Below are 17240 nucleotides of genomic sequence, written 5' to 3' on the forward strand. Positions count from 1 at the left end.
TTTAACCAAGTCCGCCAAAAACACCGCATCCGCAATACCCTCCGCCAAGTCTACGGAAACCGAGAAGCCATCACAGATGAGTTGGTGGATTTACTCTATGAACCCTCTAATGATGTCGGCGCACAACAGGTTTTTGCTTCCATTTTAAGCGCCCCCCCTGGGTCTCGCCCCTCGGAACTTTTGCCAAAATTACAGCGTCCTCTATTAGTAATCTGGGGGGAAAATGACCCCTGGACTCCGATTAAGGGTGCTGATATTTATCGGGATTTAGCGACAACTGGTGCATCGGTTGAGTTTGTTTCTATTCCCGAAACTGGCCACTGTCCCCACGATGAACGGCCAACTGTGGTTAATCCTCTGATTCTTAATTGGTTGGACAACCTGGGCGGCTCGCTTTAGGACAGCGATAATTGATCGAATATGTGGGGACTTCCCCCCTATTTGCTGCTGAATGGGTCTAAGCAAACGTCCATTGCTAACGGTGTGGGGAAATATAAAAATTACCTATTCGGTAAGGGTTTTGGGCATTCATCAAAATTTTTTTTGATAAAAGTGTTGACAAAACTATGGGGGTTGGCTAGAGTTACAAGCGTGTGAGGAGCGAACCAGTCAGGACACCGAGACGAAACACGGCCAGTCGCCGGTGTCCTTTCTGAAAAAAAAATACTAATGTCTCTGCTAAATATGCTTCATTCCATATGTGGTGTGTGGGTGAAATGGGGCGATCATGTCTGATGGTCGCTCCCCCTTATATATGGTTAATTAGGATTGCTATATATGGGTTTTGTCTGATTCGGTTTTGATTACAGATATTTTTGGGGTCGCTTGCATTTGAGGAAAAATGATATATAATTGTGGGTTTGATGGTAAATTCCCATGATGGGATTAATATTTGCACCTGGTAAATATTCCGGTAAAAATTTAAATTTTAGTTGAATGTCTGAGTATTTTGCGACGGTGGCTCATGGGTTGGAGTCGGTGGCGGCTGATGAGTTGGAAAGTCTGGGCGCGAGAGAGGTAAAGCCGGACTTTGCGGGGGTGGGTTTTAGTGGCGATCGCCGCTTACTTTATCGGGTTAATCTATGGTCAAGAACGATTTTTAGGGTGTTGGTTCCCATAGCCAAATTCCCCTGTCCGAACAGCGATCGCCTTTATCAGGAAGTCCAGAAAATAGATTGGGAAGAATATATTAAACCCTATCAAACTATATCGGTTCACTGTACAGGTAAAAATCGACAGTTGAATCATACCCATTTTACGGCTTTACAGGTGAAAAATGCGATCGTTGATCAACAGCGAGACAAGTTTAGTCAGCGGTCAACAGTGGATGTTTTAGATGCTGATCTACACATAAATCTGCATATAAACGGTAATCATGGCATCCTCAGCCTAGATAGTTCTGGTCCTAGTCTACATCGGCGGGGATATCGTCCGGCTATGGGAAAAGCCCCCCTTAAAGAAAGTCTGGCGGCGGGGTTATTGCATTTGGCGCAATGGCAAGGCGATCGCCCTTTCTTAGACCCTTTATGCGGTTCTGGAACTCTACCCCTAGAAGCGACTTTGAAAGCCCTCAACGTCGCACCAGGGCTATTTCGTGAAACATTTGCTTTGATGAAGTGGTCAGATTTTGATGAGTCTCTGTGGAAGGAGTTAGTCCGGGAGGCGGAAGCTAGTTGTCGGGAAGATTTGCAGATTTCTATCGGGGGATGCGATCATAATTCGGAAGCGATCGCCCAAGCCAATTATAATGCCAAAAAGTGCGGGGTAGATAGTCACATTCGCTTATGGCAGGCAGACCTATCACAGGTGGAACCGACGGGGGATAATGGGTTAATTGTCTGCAACCCTCCCTATGGGGAACGTTTGGGAAATGTGGAGGAGTTGGGAGATTTATATCAGCAACTTGGGGATATTCTCAAACAACGCTTTAAGGGGTGGACGGCGTTTATCTTTACCGGAAACAAAGCCCTATCAAAGCGCATTGGATTAAGAACTTCCCAACGGATACCCCTATACAATGGGGCCCTACCCTGCACTCTACTCAAATATGAGTTATATTAACAGCCCCCAAACAGAGGCCAAGAAACCCGGTTTCTCAACATAAACGGTGGGGCGGGTTTATTAATACGGTCGTGGGGATGGAGAATTGACAGCAGAACCCGCCCCTACCATTATTCATTATCCGCTGGGGCGGGTTTATTAATACGGTCGTGGGGATGGAGAATTGACAGCAGAACCCGCCCCTACCATTATTCATTATCCGCTGGGGCGGGTTTATTGATATGGTCGTGGGGATGGAGAATTGACAGCAGAACCCGCCCCTACCATTATTCATTATCCGCTGGGGCGGGTTTATTGATATGGTCGTGGGGATGGAGAATTGACAGCAGAACCCGCCCCTACCATTATTCATTATCCGCTGGGGCGGGTTTATTCATTAAGTCGTGGGGATGGAGAATTGACAGCAGAACCCGCCCCTACCATTATTAATTATTAATTATTAATTGACTGGAATTTCAATGATAAATTCTGCTTTAACCTTGAGAAGAATGGGACGATTTAATATATCTCCCCGTTGTTCTACCACCAGTTGAATGGTACGGACTTGATCAATACTACATGGAGCAGTTCCCCCACTCAGAGTTTGCAGAACCCCTATTTTGATAGGTTCTCCTCGGTTAATGGTAACACAAGCGATCGCATCTGTGCATTCAAAAGGTGGCTCCTGAGTACAACCATTCAGCCAGGTAGCGACGGAAAAGAAAAGTGACAGTAAAGGTAGGTTAAACTTCAACATAATGGGAAATAGTTGAGAGTTGACTCTTTAAAGTTGATGAATTACACGGGGATACCTAATTAATTATCTTCATTGTAGCTCCTGGATATGAAATTATGGGGAAATTCTGTTTTTAAGGCAGTTACAACCGGACATGGTGCTTGTTTTTGCTGATTTTCTGGTTTGCGCCAAGAATAGGGAGCCAGTTGGGCTGCGGACATCCATAACAGCCGTTTAGCTCTAGTCATGGCTACATAAAGTAAGCGATATTCCTCAGCATTTTTTAGATATTTCGCCTGTTCCCAGGCGGTAGTTATATCGGGTAATTGCCGGTAATTATGAAGGTAAGCGCGAATTTGGGCGCGGGCGACTTCCGACAGGGTAAAATCTCCTAAAAATCGTTTTTGGGGATTAACTCGCGGGTTTCCGGGGATGTTTTTTTCATGTAAAAATGGCAGAAATACATAATCCCAGTCTAGTCCTTTGGCTTTGTGCATGGTGATAATTGTCACCTGACCGGGACGGGTAAAAATACTATCATCCGAATTTTCTTCGTCTGTTTCTATAGTGTCAAATTTTTCGGAACTAACGATTTCATCTAAAGTGGTTAACATCGCCGATAAGTTTTGATTTCCGGCGGTCTGCTGAGAAATTCTAGTGGCGAGTTGATCGGCGCTGGCGAGTTCGCTTTTTTCGTATTGTAAGGCGAGGGCTAGAAATGAAATTAATTCATAAACGGGAAGTTCAAAACGGGCTTTAATTAGGCTACAGCAGAGTTGACGACAGCGGCTGACATTTTCTGATTGAGGAGGTGAGAGGGGGCCCGGATATAAAAATTGTTCCGGCTGTGCTGCTAGGATGTTAAAATCTTGGTTGGGAATACGATGGCGATCGCTTAATACTTTCAGAGCAGCCTTCAAATAATTAGGAGAATGGGGGCGGTGTATGAATTGCAGCAACTGCAACATTTCCCTAGGAATATGAGACTGACGAGCGCTTTCATAAGCGTCAAATATCGTAATCGGATAATCACTCAAGTTCACCTCTACCTCATATTCTTGAGGTTGGCGTAGCGCCTTAGCGATAAATTCCCCTTGGCGATTTTCTCGGACTAAAATTGCAAAACTTCCCTCTGGGTGCTGCTGAAAAATGGAGACAATTCGTTTAAAAATGAGGTTAACAGTATCATAAATGCTTTCAGGCTGATATATTTCTACTCCTTGTCCGTGGGGTTCAGGGTTAGCATTTTTTTGGGGATCATCCGGGTCAACTGGGCGAATATCCTGTGCCCTAAACGGCAGTTCTGGAAACTCAGAAAATTTATCATTTACCCACTTTAATACAAAGTTGGCAGCCTTAATAATAATCTGATTACTACGTCCCGCCCTATCCATAGTCGCTAACCTTCCCAAGGCTTCGCAGTTTTCACAAAATTGGCGAAAATAAACCGGGTCGGCGGGGGTAAATGTTGAGTTAATCGCTTGATTTGAGTCTCCCACTCGCACTAAGTTTAAGTTAGCCAAATCGGAATTATTACCACTATCTTGGGCTAAAATTTCTATGAGTTGATTTTGCAGAGGGGTAGAGTCTTGGGCTTCGTCTTCAAATACCGCAAATACTCGCTGTTGCCAACTTTCACGGATCTGGGGATTTTCCAAGACCCGCAAAGCCCCTAAAATCATTTCATCATAATCAATTAATTGCTGCTTTTGTAACAGTTCTTGATAGTTATCATATAAGCCAGCCGCTATATTCATAATTTGGTAATCGTCCGGGATTTTTTCCCCTAACCTTCGCAACTGGTCAGGAGTTAAGCCAGAACTTTTCGCTTCATGAATAACTTTCAAGGCTAACTCTGGTAAAACTTCAGTACGCAAAACCGATCGCCGCCGCCATCTTTCGGTTTCTTCTGAGTCAAATTGACATCCCTCGATTAGGGTTTCGTACAGGCGGGGATTATGGGTAATCCACTGTTCAACACAGGCGCGGATTAGGCGGTGGCTGGAGGTGGGGACGACTAGGGTGGCATTTTCTAGGTCTAAGCCTGACAATGCCCGGTGATTGGTCGCAATGTATAGCGCTAGTCCGTGCAGGGTATTCACCACGAAGCCGACCGGGGAAATGGAGAGATTGTTGAGGTGTTGGCGAATTTTGGCGCGGATATTACTGGCGGCGGCACGGGTGAAGGTGACAACGATTAATTGGCGTTGGGGGTTGAGTTGATGACGAGCGATCGCTAAAGCTGCCGCAGCAGCCATTCCCGTCGATTTTCCCGCACCAGGAACTGCAGAAACCGCCAACCGTCCCCCCTTCCATTTACCCATCGCATCTTGTCCGGGACGTAGGCTAGACTCTATGCTATCAAGGGCTTTTTGTCTTTCTCGCCTACTGGTTTCTGCTATCTCCGAGTCGGGGGTATGGCTTGAGTCCCACAGGTCTCCCCGGCTATCAGGGGACGGGTTTAATTGGTCTTTGGTATCTTTAGTCACAGACCGCGCCCAGTATATCATTTGATTTTCAGTCTAGCAGATTTTGGGATTTTTAGCAAGTGATTGGCTAAATTTTCCCGCCAAACCAACTAATTAATCGAGGTTTTTAATCCTGAATTAATTGCCTAATTTTGGGCATACTAGAAACTATACCTTCTCCTCGGTCATTAAATATCGGGTTATCATTGACTCCCCAAGTTCCTGTAGCTTCTAAGGAGTACAGGGTTCCTAACAAACGAGCGCCATTTTGGTCAATATTAGTATTTTCAGCCTGGGGATATACTGGCTTCCAAAGGTTGATAATATAACGACAATAGGCGGCGACTAAACGACAGGATACAGCATCATCAAGAAGCGATCGCACAAGGGCTGCGGGTCTCGGATAATCCTCTAATAATTCACTATAGACTAATTCCGCCGTTTTGGGTTTAAATTGAGCCACCCCAATAGACCAGTTAGCCCAATAAACTAACCGAGGTAAAATTCTGGCAATAATTTCCTCGATATCATCTTTAAAACCTCGCCGTTGTAATTCATCTAAAATAATCCCTCCCGCAATTTCGGGAGAAATCGCAAACTCAGCCGCTGCACTGTGAATATGATGGCGCAGTTTATGGATGATTAACTCTTGTTTAGAATAGCTAGAAATTGAGACCATAGCCTGATATTAGATAGGTAAATTTGATAATGTATGGCACATTTAATCAGCCTGTTAATTACTGAATTACTGAAGATAATGCAAACGTTCTGCTTCTACCTCCTCTAACATTTGTTGACGTAGGACAACTGGTGCAATTATTTCTCCCTTGGGTCGCCAGTCTCGCAGTCGCATAACTATGTTAATATCACCGACCCGCACCCATGCTTGATAGTAGGCATCATCAGGAGAACGTTGGCGCAAAATATTCTTGATCAGTTGTCTTTCTTCCCTATTATCAACCTGGGTATCAACGGATTTAAATAATTCCGAATAAGGCATTTTTTGGAAAGTTGAATGTCTCACAGTATCATCCACATAATTACTAGCAAAGTCTACAGGAAAGCGCACAATCAATAGAGCTTTAGGTAGATAAAAATTAAACCCCCAGGCTTGCTCTAGTTCTTCTTCAATCCATCCCGGATTAGGAAGTGTACCAGTTTGGTGCTGTTTCTGGAGAACTTGAGGAACTTCTGGATCATCCCAGGATAAAATCCTCAATTGGGGAGACAAAATGCGATCAAGTCGATAATTATGCCAAGTCATTGCACCCCAAGGATCAACTCCATAAGCACTCAGATACTTAGCGCGTCTAGCATAGTGTAAACACACAGGATACACTGTAACTAAAGCTGCCCTATTTTCCCGTGCTACCCAGGTTTTAAATTGAATTACGCCGCCATTATGATTATACCATAAAGATTCAATTTGTTGTTGGTAATCATCTACTTTTTCCTGGATTTCTGCGGACAGAATATAGTCAAAATGCAGAAAAATCCGACGATTTGGCTCTAGGAAAGAACCAGATAAATTAGTCGGGGAGTCGGTAAATGCCTCCCATAAACTATTAATGGCAATGTCAATATCTGGCTGTACAAAAGCGACAGATTCTAATATATAGATAAGATGCGATTTTTGAATCGAAGATAGTTGTTCAAAGTAGCGGTTAGGGTGAGTTTGCATAGGTGGCTTGGGTAACTGTTGGGGAGGTAAAGAATAATAGCCTTGGCGGGTTCTATACTTTAACCATCCCTGGGATGCTAACAGGGTTAAATCGTCTCGTAATGAACGGTGAACTGTAGCAAAAGGACAGTAATCTAACTGAGTTTTAATTTCCGCCACAGATAAGCCTGTGCGTTGGGATGTTTCCGTTACCCATTCACTTAAACTTTGGGGTAAGTTACTATGGATTAATATGGTACTAAGTGACTGATGACATAAACATTTTGGGTCAGAACAATTTCCGGTTAATTCTTGGGCTGATAAAGTTTCGCCTTTGCTATGACTGAGAGAAAATAGGCGATCGCGTAATTGGCTATAACGAAATGGCTGAGATAGAGATTTAACCCAATTAAATTGTCCTCCGTAAAGGCGATCGAGTATTAACCACAGTCGGACTGATCTATGTAACCGGCTAGGAAACTGTCCCTGACTCAACCATTGCAAAATCGCCGGACTAGGTGGATAAGTAAACATACTAATTTGTTGTAGAAGTACCCTCTTCAATTGCCATGCCATAATACTCTACAATATTTGTAGCTGAATGTGTTGGTTAAAAAAAATGCCCCAGTCTGCTGAATCAGCGATTAAATTAACTTTAAGTAAATCCCGGTCTGTACAAGGGTTAAGTTATCAGATTCTGTCTATTGAATTGGTAACTAAAGACCGCCTAATTTCCCCGGAAGATTTGAGAGACCAGACTTTACCTCCCCACATTGACTATAAAGGTGGTATAGTTATCTCAGGGCGTGGTCCGATCTGGCTTTATGGCTATCTAATTCATGAACTACACCCGGCTGCTTGGGTGGCTTGCTACGATCCGCGTTTAGGTGCGGTGGTAGTTTCCACCCACTCCCGACAAACTCAGGTCGGACAGGTTTTATCTATCGATTTACAGGAAAATTTACCCCCGCGTTTGTGTCCAGCCATGATGATTGTAGGACCACCTGACAGCGGTAAATCTGTCCTCTCCCACGCACTATTCCGCACCCTATTAACTCAGTATTCTGACATATATTTACAGAGGGCTCACTGGGATGGTGAAGGTAATTGGATTTTGGAGTTGGGGGAGATGACAAAATCAAGCGATCGCGAAGCCTATAAACTGGCTTATAAGGGTGGGATAACTGATAAATTTTTCGAGCATCATAGTCAAGCTATTCTTAATCTACGTCGTCAAAAAACTTTAGTTTTGGTAGATGTAGGTGGTAAAGTGCAGCCGGAAAAAGTACCGCTATTAGAAGCCTGTACTCATTATTTAGTGATTAGTTCACAGCCAGAAGAAATTGCTCCTTGGCATGAGTTTTGTCGCGATCGCGGTAATCTAAAATGTCTAGCAGTGGTGCATAGTTCTTTGGAAATAGAGGAGGTAATCCATAAACGGGAACCTTGGCTAGAAATGACTTGGGGTGTACTGGAACAAGGGGGTATTTGCCAAATTCCCACAGTTTTACTAGAGCAGGTACAAACCCTCCTAAAACCACCGCAGTAAATTAATCGGAGGTTATCTCATCTGTAAAATTCTTGTGGTCACGGTGGGCGGTTGATACTAACCTCTGGTAACATCAATTAGCAGCCTGAATCCATATCGGGTAATCATCTAGTATATGGTTATGGGTTGACAAATTGGTGATTTTGTGATAGATTTAACCTCATGTCTTGAACAGAGAGTTAATTGTTAAATTCAGGTTGGATTTATCGCGAACAAGTCGATCGCCTTAGCGCCGGATTAACTGTCTTGGATTACTATAGCAAGCGATATACCCATTCCAGTAGAAATGAATGGTGCGATCGCATTAATAACCAGCAGATTTGGTTAGATGGAAAGCCAGCGACAGCAGACATAGAACTTCAAGCCGGACAGCAACTCGCCTATCATCGACCTCCTTGGAATGAACCGGATGTTCCTTTATCTTTCCAGGTAATTTATGAGGATGCAGATATTTTAGTAGTTGCGAAACCGTCAGGACTTCCAGTGATACCTGGTGGAGGTTTTTTGGAACATACCCTACTGCGACAATTACAAAGGAAATATCCCCAGGATACACCGATACCAATTCATCGCTTAGGTAGGGGAACATCAGGACTCGTGTTGTTGGCGAGGTCTACCATAGGGCGATCGTATTTAACCCAACAAATGCGCCAGCGACAAATTACTAAGGTTTATTTAGCCTTAGCTGAAGGTTGTAGTCCTAGGGATTATTTTAGTATTAATTGTGCGATCGGCAAAATTCCCCATCCCATTATCGGCTATATTTACGGCGCGACAGAAACCGGATTATCCGCCGAAAGTAAATGTCAAGTAATTCGGCGAGACAGCGATAAAATGATCGTACAAGTAACCATTCTCACAGGTAGACCCCATCAAATCCGCATTCACCTCGCCGCCGCCGGATTTCCCCTAGTGGGAGATCCTCTTTATACCATTGGCGGAAAGCCATACATACCCGACCCAACCTCAAACCATCATAGCACATTTCCCGGAGATTGTGGATATTATTTACACGCTTATTCTCTCAGTTTCCAGCATCCTCAAACTGGCGCAAATCTCCATCTAACCGCTACCCCACCCCAGGAATTATCTACCGAATATCCACCTATGTAGATATTTGGGTTTTAATCATTTCACAAAAACTCAAGAAAGTTTGAAAACTTTTTAAATGCTGACCATTAAATGCTGTCCTTTTTTGCAATTCTTGTAAATAATGTTTCTCTCTAGCATCCCCAGGGTTTCTTTTAGTGTAGCATATATTTTTGGCTCGGAAAATTTCTTTTAAATATTCACCGTGAAACTCAGCATGATTTTTATTATTATAGCTACCCATAGCTTCCGGATCATCTTGAGAAACATCATAATAATTCACATAATCTAATAATGGAGATTCTAAAGGTTGTCGGGAATCAAAAATTTTGCGATTTCCCAATAACCAAGTCTCTATACAACGATTTTGCACAATAATTTTAATTTTAGTATTGCCTATATTTCGATCTTGGCTCTTTTTTTGAACATCATTTAATCTTGCATCCACAGTTTCTTCATCAGCATCCACACAAATCACTAAATAATCATAATTGTTGGTTTCCCGAATTTTGTCAATAGCGTTATCAAGACCATCATGCAAAATAGCCGGATAGCCTTCTCCACTTATCAGATAATAATTATTCTTTTGAACGTGGTCATGATATTTAACTCTAGTTAATTCAGGAACTAAATATGACAGCCATTTGGGATAATTTTTTTTTCCGTGCTATTTCCCTCTACTAAGAAGTAAATATTCATTAATCTTCCTCATCTTCTTGTTCATCTTGCAGCACATTGATTAAATCAATAAAAGCCTTTTGTCTCGATTCTGTTATATGAAAATCTTTGGCACTTTTCACAGTCACTAAACCCCCTTTACGAGTGACTATTTTCCAATATGCAGGACTGATATTATTAATGATATAAGGGTGATGGCTGGTCAGAATAAATTGAGATTGTCTATCCGTTAAAATTAACTCCGTGACCCGATCAATGCAATTAACTCCTAAACTATTCTCAAATTCATCAATCAGAATCACGCCATCATTAGGAGACAAATATAATTCACTTATATACATCAACGTTTTAAACATTCCTGATGAAATATTATCAATCCATTTTTCGACTCCTTTTTCTTTGATACTAACAATCGTAGCCTCTTGTAATAATCGGGATAATGCCATAGGAATATCCTCATCTTTTAAAGTTTCGACTTGGATATCTTCGACATTATTAAAGATACTGATAAAAGTTTTTTTGATTTTGGCAAACTCTTCGGGCAGTATTCTATAAAGAATAGCCAATTTAATAAAAATAGGTAAATCACTTTCCTTTAGAAATGACAAAGACGCATTTTCATGCTTTTTAAAGACAGATACTGGCAATCTCCATATTTTATCAAAATCACGTTCTGAATCAGTAAATATAATTTTGTCTAGTTCTTCTTTAATTGGAATAATAATATCTTCTTCCTTTAATAATTCAATGACGCTCTCAAAAGGCGATAACTTAGGGGTTTTGACTCCCTGAAAAATTATCTGTTCTGGTGTTCTCTCCACAATGATATTTTCATTTAATTGTAGAGTTTCTTCAAGAATTCTAACCGATTCTTCTTTCTCAGAATCACTATCAATAGGGGTTAAATTTTCTTTGGTTTGAAATTTACCAGTCCACAGATATTGATGATTGTCTTTGGTGGAGAAACTAACACTCCAGCTAACGCCATTTAAAGACGCGCCATTGGCTATGGCTTTTAAACTATAGATAGATTTTAATATTCTTGTTTTTCCAGCGCCAGACACCCCCACCAGTAGGTTACAATTTTCTAATAAATCTATGGGTGCAAGTCTCCATTGATATTCTTCATCGTAATATTCTAGTTGATTGATTTTCATGGTTTGACTTTATCGGTAAATTATGGCAGCCAATTATAACACAAATTTAGGCACTTAATTAGTTATCTTGATTAATTTTTGTTGAACCTGTAGCCCTAAAAAAAGGTGGGCATTTTACCCACCTGATTAAATAACTATTTCAATGCGTCAATTAGCTGAGATTTTGCTGTTGATAAAGCCTCCGGTAACTTGCTAGGGTCGCGTCCGCCAGCTTGGGCTAAATTCGGACGACCGCCACCGCCACCGCCGCATAATTTAGCGATCGCCCCTATAAACTTACCAGCCTGCAACTTCTTATCCTTAATTACCACCGGACTAAAAGCCGCCACCAGGCTAACCTTACCATCACTTACCGACCCCAAAACCACCGCACTTTCACCTAATTTCTGCTGTAAACGTTCCGCCGCCGTTTTCAGGGACTCTCCGTCAACTCCGGGAAGTTCCGCCACCAAAATTGGCAAATCTCCCACCCTTTCAGCAGTAGATAATAATTGGTCAGACTGTGCGATCGCCAACTCTGCTTTCACAGCTTCCAACTGTTTCTGAGTCGTTTTAAACTCCGCCTGTAAATTAGTGAATCTTTCTGGTAATTCCTCCGGTTTAGCTTTCAAGCGATCGCTCAATTCTTTAACCACCGTATCTCGGACATTCAAATAATCCAAAACCGACTGTCCGGCTACAGCTTCAATGCGCCGAATACCCGCCGCAATTCCCGTTTCCGAAACTATCTTAAATAATCCAATTTCCGCCGTATTAGTCACATGAGTTCCGCCGCACAACTCCATAGATACACCCGGGTAATCAACCACCCGCACCACCGCCGCATATTTTTCGCCAAACATAGCGATCGCCCCCTTATTTTTAGCCTCCTCTAAAGCCATTTGTGTCACCGTCGCCGGGTGTGCTTCCGCGATCCAACTATTCACCTGATTTTCCACTTGTTGTAACTCCTCAGTTGTCAAAGCACGAGGACAGTTAAAATCGAACCGTAGGCGGTCAAAAGCCACCAAAGAACCCGCCTGAGAAATACCAGGATCAACAATCAATTTGAGCGCCGCTTGCAATAAATGAGTAGCCGTATGATTAGCCTGCGCGCGACGACGAAAAGCGCGGTCAATGCGTGCATTAACAGTAATTCCCGCAGTTAAAGTTCCCCTTTCCACCCTACCAAAGTGAATAAAAATATCCGAATCTTTTTTAACATCATCAACCCGGACAATCACATCAGAAGTAGTCAAATAACCGCGATCGCCAATTTGTCCCCCAGACTCTCCATAAAAAGGAGTTTGGTCAAGCACAATTTGCACCTCACTTCCCGCCACCGCTTCCGTCACCGATTTTCCAGCAATTAAAACCGCTTCCACCGTCGCCTCAGAGTCCGGGAAATCATAACCCAAAAATGCTGTCGGGTGTATCTGTTCCGCCAACTTATCCAAACTACCCTGAACAGTTAAATCAATAGTTTCATGGGCTGCTTGCGATCGCTTTCTTTGGGCAGACATTTCCGCCTCAAAACCCTCCACATCAACAGTCAAACCATTTTCCTCAGCTATTTCCTGAGTTAATTCTAGGGGGAAGCCATAGGTATCATAGAGAACAAAAGCATCCTGACCCGAAATTTGCTCGGGCTGTTTTTCCAACAATTCTGCCAGCAGTTTCTCTCCTCTTTCCAAAGTCTCCAAAAACCGCGATTCTTCCCGTTGCAATTCCCCCTTAATCACCCTTTCCCGTTCACGGGTATTCGGGTAAACATCTTGGGATAAACTAATCGCCGTTTCCGCCACTTGCGTAGTAAATTCCCCCCTGATACCAATCAAGCGCCCATGACGTACTACCCGCCGAATTAAGCGCCGCAGAATATAACCCCGCCCCACATTAGAAGCCGTTACCCCATCAGCAATCAGATGAACCACCGCCCGCAGATGGTCTCCAATCACCTTCAGAGAAACCTTAGTTTTATCATCACTTTTAGCGTAATCAATACCCGCCAGATCCGCCGCCGTTTTAATAATCGGGAAAATCAGATCAGTTTCGTAGTTGTTTGGCACACATTGCAGAATTTGCGCCATTCTTTCTAACCCCATACCCGTGTCAATATTCTGATTTTGTAAAGGGGTCAGGTTGCCATCAGCATCCCGGTTATATTGCATAAAAACCAGGTTGTAAAATTCAATAAATCGGCTATCATCTTCCAAGTCGATATGGTCATCCCCCTTTTCTGGGTGGAAATCATAATAAATCTCCGAACAGGGGCCACAGGGTCCCGTCGGTCCAGATTTCCAAAAGTTATCTTCTTCACCCATACGTTGAATGCGGTGGGGAGGGATGCCAATTTGATCTCGCCAAATCGCAAACGCTTCGTCATCCTCCTTAAATACACTAACAATTAAACGTTCTGGCGGCAGTCCGAATACCTCCGTAGAAATTTCCCATCCCCAAGCGATCGCTTGTTCTTTAAAATAGTCTCCAAAGCTGAAATTACCCAACATCTCAAAAAAAGTATGATGGCGCGCCGTGCGTCCTACATTTTCAATATCATTGGTGCGGATACATTTCTGGGACGTAGTAGCGCGGTTAACTTCCCTGGGTCGCTGTCCTAGAAATATCGGTTTAAACTGTAGCATTCCCGCGATAGTGAGCAGGACCGTAGGATCTTCTGGGACCAAAGAAGCGCTAGGCATAATTTTATGCTGACGTTCCGCGTAGAAATTGAGGAATTTCTGACGAATTTCGCTGCCGCTCAGGAATTGTGGTGAATAGGACATAATGAATTAACAATTTGGAACTCTAAAAATCTCAGGATAAATGAAGGATCGAGTTTTCAATCTCATCACCTCTATTTTCATTGTCGCACTCGCAGCTTTAGGCGGCGGTTTGGTGGGGATCTTGTTTCGGGTGTCCGTGGTAGTTCCGGTGAAAAGCCAGGTAACTAACGAATTGTTAGCCTGGAAGTCCCCTAAAAACCCCCTATTGGCTGCTCTGAACCCCCAAGGGGAACATTCAGTCGCCATTCAACCGGGGGAAGTGCGACCTCTCCCCGGCGCTTTGGACGATATCCCCATGTTTAATAGTAACAGCCCGGAGTGGGTGAAGCAGGAGGGAATTTTGCTATCCACATTTCCCCCTCATGGTAAGGCTGTCCCAGAAGCCCATCTTGATTATCCTCTGGGGGGTGAGTTTGAATTGTTCGCCCATCACTTCGTACATACGCCACCAGAGTCCAAAACCCTCTATATAGGTATTTTGGTCTACAACCCCCATAACGAGCCTGTGAGGGTGCATATTCCGGCGGTGGCGAGTTATTTGTTGGAACCTGATGCCCCTTTTCAGGAGAAACCGCCCATGGCTGATAATTCCCAGGGAAATGTCTATTCTGGACCCGGTATTCGCGCCGTTGATGCCGTGATGCGGGGAACCCGACTAGCCGATTTTCCCTCTCAGTTAGAAATTCCCCCCGGCGAAATGCGGATGTTGTTAAATCATCCAATTCCGGTTAAAGGCTTGGAACGTCCGGTCAATGGGCGATCGACTTTTATGCGCCTCAATTGTACCACCAGTGGCACTGCTCCCACTCCTTCTCATGTATATGTGGCAAGTTTGGCAATGTATGCCAAGATGTCCCCTGATGGTAAGGAGCGATCGCCAGAATTAATAGAATGGCAAAACCTCCTCCATAATGGCAGTTTAGCACAGCCTCGCGATCGCTTACCCACTCCACCCGAACAAACCACTGGTCAGTTAGTTTATAGTCGAGTCGCTGGAGTACAAAAGGGTTCTAAATGGCAGGCCGATTTAGTTGATGAAGCCGCTAACTACCTAACTATTCCTGAACCCGGAAAAGCCATTTCTTATGTAATTAGTACCATCCGAAGCGGCACCTTGGGAACCCGTCAAATTCAATCCGCCGAATTAGCCGTTCGCTATCCTGATACTGCTTATCAATCCCATGGTAATTATGGCGTTCATTATGATCTAACTACTCCCCTGTTTAATCCTACAGATACTCAACAGGTAGTCACCATTACTTTAGAAACTCCTCAAAAGGAAGAAAACCTATCCCAAGGCGGGTTGATGTTCCGACAACCTCCCTGGGATTTCCCCTATTTTCGCGGCACCGTCCGCCTACAATATCACGACGATCGCTCTGTGGAAAATACTAAATATCTGCATTTATGGCATCGTCGCGGACAAATTGTTGAACCCCTACTAACTCTCAAGCTGAAGCCACAAGAAACCCGTTTAGTTCGGCTAGATTTCCGCTATCCCCCAGATGCTACACCTCCCCAGGTGGTGACTATCAGAACCTTAAAATAGTCCCGTAAATCCCCGTTATTTAATCACCTGTAAATCCTCACTATTAGGGAAAATTAATCATGGTTATAAGTAATCACCAAAAACTCACCCTCAAACTTGACCCCAAATCCATCAACGACAGCTTATAATTTTTTACTGGTGTAATATCAACCTAACCGTCAAATCAGACCTATAGCATATCACTGTTAACATGACAGCCAATCTAATTTTCGCCCATCTCAACCATAGCGCCGATCTGGTGAATCTGCTTACATCCGATCCGAATTTAACTACAATTGGGTTAGGCGTAGCCATTGCCTTTGGTCTGGGTGCAATTCATGCCTTATCCCCAGGACATGGTAAAACCCTAGTAAGTGCCTATTTAATCGGCAGTAAGGGAACCCCCCAACAAGCCATTTTACTAGGAGTCACCACCACAGCCACCCACACCCTCAGTGTTTTTGTCTTAGGTGCGATCGCTCTATTTGCTTCCCAATATATCTTACCAGAACAATTGTATCCCCTACTGAGTGGTTTTAGTGGATTCGCCATTTGTCTCATTGGCTTAGACCTACTCAGAAAAAGATTAAATTCCCACAGCCACAGCCACAGTCACAGCCACAGTCACAGCCACAGTCACAGCCACAGCCACAGTCACAGCCACAGTCACACCTCAAGTAGTGTATCATCCCTGATTAAATTAGGGATTGCTGGCGGGTTAGTTCCTTGCCCTACAGCACTTGTTCTGTTATTAAGTGCAGTAGCCCTACACCAGATCGTCTATGGATTATTTCTAGTGGGCGGCTTTAGTCTAGGGTTAGCATTAGTCCTGGTCGGTTTAGGCTTAGTAGCCGTTTATGCTGGTCAGTGGCTGGAAAAGTTCCCAGAAAATCAGATAATTTTGCAGAAGTTATCTATTGTAAGTGCCTTCCTTGTCGTTTTGATTGGCATTGGTTTAACATTTATCTCAGCCAACTCCTTCGCATAAAACGACCGATATCAGTAGTGCCAATTAGTCAATTTTAGTAGTCTGAAAATCCGATGAAATTTAAACAGTTTTTGGTAGCGATCGCCATTTTTATTAGTCTCCTAGGTTTTCCCGGAGATGCCTTAGCCCATAGCGTACTCACCAACTATCATCTACAAGGGGAAGCCCTAGAAATCGAGGCCGTATTCAGTACCGGAGAAGCCTTTTATAATGCCGATGTAGTCGTGCATCCTCCCGCCGACTCCAATTTACCCGAGACCAAAGGACTCACAGACGAAAACGGTTTATTTTTGTTTGAACCTGATTACTCAGTCATGGGTAGTTGGGCTGTAGAAATTGGCGAAGGTAGCCACTGGGATAAGTTGATGATTCCCATAAGCGATCGTATTATTGACTTAAATGCCATCAGCCAAATTCATTATCATTCCCCCCAACGCCATCACCATTTTGGCAATCAAATTATTGTCGCAGAAATTGCCCTTTGTTTCGGACTTTTCGGGCATTTTATGAAAAACAAAATCCGCTTTTAACCCCCAGCCAATCATACCGTAGGGTGCGTCAGACACCGAGAATTATCCTTAA

The 17240-nt window shown here is 43.5% G+C and carries 14 protein-coding genes; 7 read left to right on the forward strand and 7 right to left on the reverse strand.

Annotation, left to right across the window (positions count from 1 at the left end):
• On the forward strand, window positions 1-399 hold a 399-nt coding region (locus B9T16_RS15400; protein ID WP_410245171.1), incomplete at its 5' end, for an alpha/beta fold hydrolase.
• A gap of 537 nt (window positions 400-936) precedes the next feature.
• Window positions 937-2061 carry a class I SAM-dependent RNA methyltransferase gene (locus B9T16_RS15405; protein ID WP_317265174.1) on the forward strand — a complete coding sequence of 375 codons (1125 nt, stop codon included), beginning with the start codon at window positions 937-939 and terminating at the stop codon, window positions 2059-2061.
• A 439-nt stretch (window positions 2062-2500) separates the two neighbouring features.
• Here B9T16_RS15405 and B9T16_RS15410 read toward each other — a convergent pair whose 3' ends face one another.
• From B9T16_RS15410 to B9T16_RS15425, 4 genes are all read right to left on the reverse strand, one after another.
• Window positions 2501-2797, reverse strand: coding sequence for an HAAT family amino acid/amide ABC transporter substrate-binding protein (locus B9T16_RS15410; protein ID WP_410245172.1), 297 nt, complete (start codon window positions 2795-2797; stop codon window positions 2501-2503).
• 59 nt (window positions 2798-2856) lie between these two features.
• The gene (locus tag B9T16_RS15415; RefSeq protein WP_410245173.1) at window positions 2857-5286 is read right to left on the reverse strand and encodes an ATP-dependent helicase; all 2430 of its coding nucleotides are present in this window, start codon (window positions 5284-5286) and stop codon (window positions 2857-2859) included.
• Window positions 5287-5371: 85 nt separating this feature from the next.
• Window positions 5372-5923, reverse strand: a complete 552-nt coding sequence (locus B9T16_RS15420; RefSeq protein ID WP_006618105.1) for a hypothetical protein — start codon at window positions 5921-5923, stop codon at window positions 5372-5374.
• A 66-nt stretch (window positions 5924-5989) separates the two neighbouring features.
• Window positions 5990-7438 (reverse strand): TIGR03985 family CRISPR-associated protein, encoded by a 1449-nt coding sequence (locus B9T16_RS15425; protein ID WP_410245174.1) that lies wholly within the window; start codon window positions 7436-7438, stop codon window positions 5990-5992.
• A gap of 85 nt (window positions 7439-7523) precedes the next feature.
• On the opposite strand from B9T16_RS15425, the gene crn3 reads away from it, so the two are divergent.
• Both crn3 and B9T16_RS15435 read left to right on the forward strand, forming a co-directional pair.
• Window positions 7524-8453: a CRISPR-associated ring nuclease Crn3/Csx3 gene (crn3, locus tag B9T16_RS15430; protein ID WP_014276695.1), complete on the forward strand. Its 930-nt coding sequence runs from the start codon at window positions 7524-7526 to the stop codon at window positions 8451-8453.
• 183 nt (window positions 8454-8636) lie between these two features.
• Entirely contained in the window at window positions 8637-9566 is a 930-nt protein-coding gene (locus B9T16_RS15435) for an RluA family pseudouridine synthase (RefSeq protein WP_410245175.1), read from the forward strand.
• Here the strand turns inward: B9T16_RS15435 and B9T16_RS15440 are convergent.
• The 3 genes from B9T16_RS15440 to alaS all read right to left on the reverse strand — a co-directional run bounded on the left by B9T16_RS15440 (window position 9559) and on the right by alaS (window position 14142).
• Window positions 9559-10083: a hypothetical protein gene (locus tag B9T16_RS15440; protein ID WP_410245176.1), complete on the reverse strand. Its 525-nt coding sequence runs from the start codon at window positions 10081-10083 to the stop codon at window positions 9559-9561. The genes B9T16_RS15435 and B9T16_RS15440 overlap by 8 nt on opposite strands.
• Window positions 10084-10240: 157 nt before the next feature.
• Window positions 10241-11377, reverse strand: coding sequence for an AAA family ATPase (locus B9T16_RS15445; protein ID WP_006618100.1), 1137 nt, complete (start codon window positions 11375-11377; stop codon window positions 10241-10243).
• A gap of 134 nt (window positions 11378-11511) precedes the next feature.
• The gene (gene alaS / locus B9T16_RS15450; RefSeq protein ID WP_410245177.1) at window positions 11512-14142 is read right to left on the reverse strand and encodes an alanine--tRNA ligase; all 2631 of its coding nucleotides are present in this window, start codon (window positions 14140-14142) and stop codon (window positions 11512-11514) included.
• Window positions 14143-14182: 40 nt separating this feature from the next.
• On the opposite strand from alaS, the gene B9T16_RS15455 reads away from it, so the two are divergent.
• The 3 genes from B9T16_RS15455 to B9T16_RS15465 all read left to right on the forward strand — a co-directional run bounded on the left by B9T16_RS15455 (window position 14183) and on the right by B9T16_RS15465 (window position 17188).
• The gene (locus tag B9T16_RS15455) at window positions 14183-15691 is read left to right on the forward strand and encodes a DUF3370 domain-containing protein (protein WP_410245178.1); all 1509 of its coding nucleotides are present in this window, start codon (window positions 14183-14185) and stop codon (window positions 15689-15691) included.
• A 190-nt stretch (window positions 15692-15881) separates the two neighbouring features.
• Window positions 15882-16658, forward strand: a complete 777-nt coding sequence (locus tag B9T16_RS15460; protein ID WP_014276692.1) for a sulfite exporter TauE/SafE family protein — start codon at window positions 15882-15884, stop codon at window positions 16656-16658.
• Between the two features lie 53 nt (window positions 16659-16711).
• Window positions 16712-17188, forward strand: coding sequence for a hypothetical protein (locus B9T16_RS15465; protein ID WP_006618096.1), 477 nt, complete (start codon window positions 16712-16714; stop codon window positions 17186-17188).
• Window positions 17189-17240: the final 52 nt, after the last annotated feature.

This window comes from Arthrospira sp. PCC 8006 (genome assembly GCF_046480465.1).
In the GTDB taxonomy this organism is placed as follows: domain Bacteria; phylum Cyanobacteriota; class Cyanobacteriia; order Cyanobacteriales; family Microcoleaceae; genus Limnospira; species Limnospira platensis.

Excerpts from the sequence above, each read along its gene's own strand:
- B9T16_RS15405 (WP_317265174.1), top strand. The coding sequence starts at position 937 with ATGTCTGAGTATTTTGCGACGGTGGCTCATGGGTTGGAGTCGGTGGCG.
- B9T16_RS15410 (WP_410245172.1), bottom strand. The coding sequence starts at position 2,797 with ATGTTGAAGTTTAACCTACCTTTACTGTCACTTTTCTTTTCCGTCGCT.
- B9T16_RS15415 (WP_410245173.1), bottom strand. The coding sequence starts at position 5,286 with ATGATATACTGGGCGCGGTCTGTGACTAAAGATACCAAAGACCAATTA.
- B9T16_RS15420 (WP_006618105.1), bottom strand. The coding sequence starts at position 5,923 with ATGGTCTCAATTTCTAGCTATTCTAAACAAGAGTTAATCATCCATAAA.
- B9T16_RS15425 (WP_410245174.1), bottom strand. The coding sequence starts at position 7,438 with ATGTTTACTTATCCACCTAGTCCGGCGATTTTGCAATGGTTGAGTCAG.
- crn3 (WP_014276695.1), top strand. The coding sequence starts at position 7,524 with ATGCCCCAGTCTGCTGAATCAGCGATTAAATTAACTTTAAGTAAATCC.
- B9T16_RS15445 (WP_006618100.1), bottom strand. The coding sequence starts at position 11,377 with ATGAAAATCAATCAACTAGAATATTACGATGAAGAATATCAATGGAGA.
- alaS (WP_410245177.1), bottom strand. The coding sequence starts at position 14,142 with ATGTCCTATTCACCACAATTCCTGAGCGGCAGCGAAATTCGTCAGAAA.
- B9T16_RS15455 (WP_410245178.1), top strand. The coding sequence starts at position 14,183 with ATGAAGGATCGAGTTTTCAATCTCATCACCTCTATTTTCATTGTCGCA.
- B9T16_RS15460 (WP_014276692.1), top strand. The coding sequence starts at position 15,882 with ATGACAGCCAATCTAATTTTCGCCCATCTCAACCATAGCGCCGATCTG.
- B9T16_RS15465 (WP_006618096.1), top strand. The coding sequence starts at position 16,712 with ATGAAATTTAAACAGTTTTTGGTAGCGATCGCCATTTTTATTAGTCTC.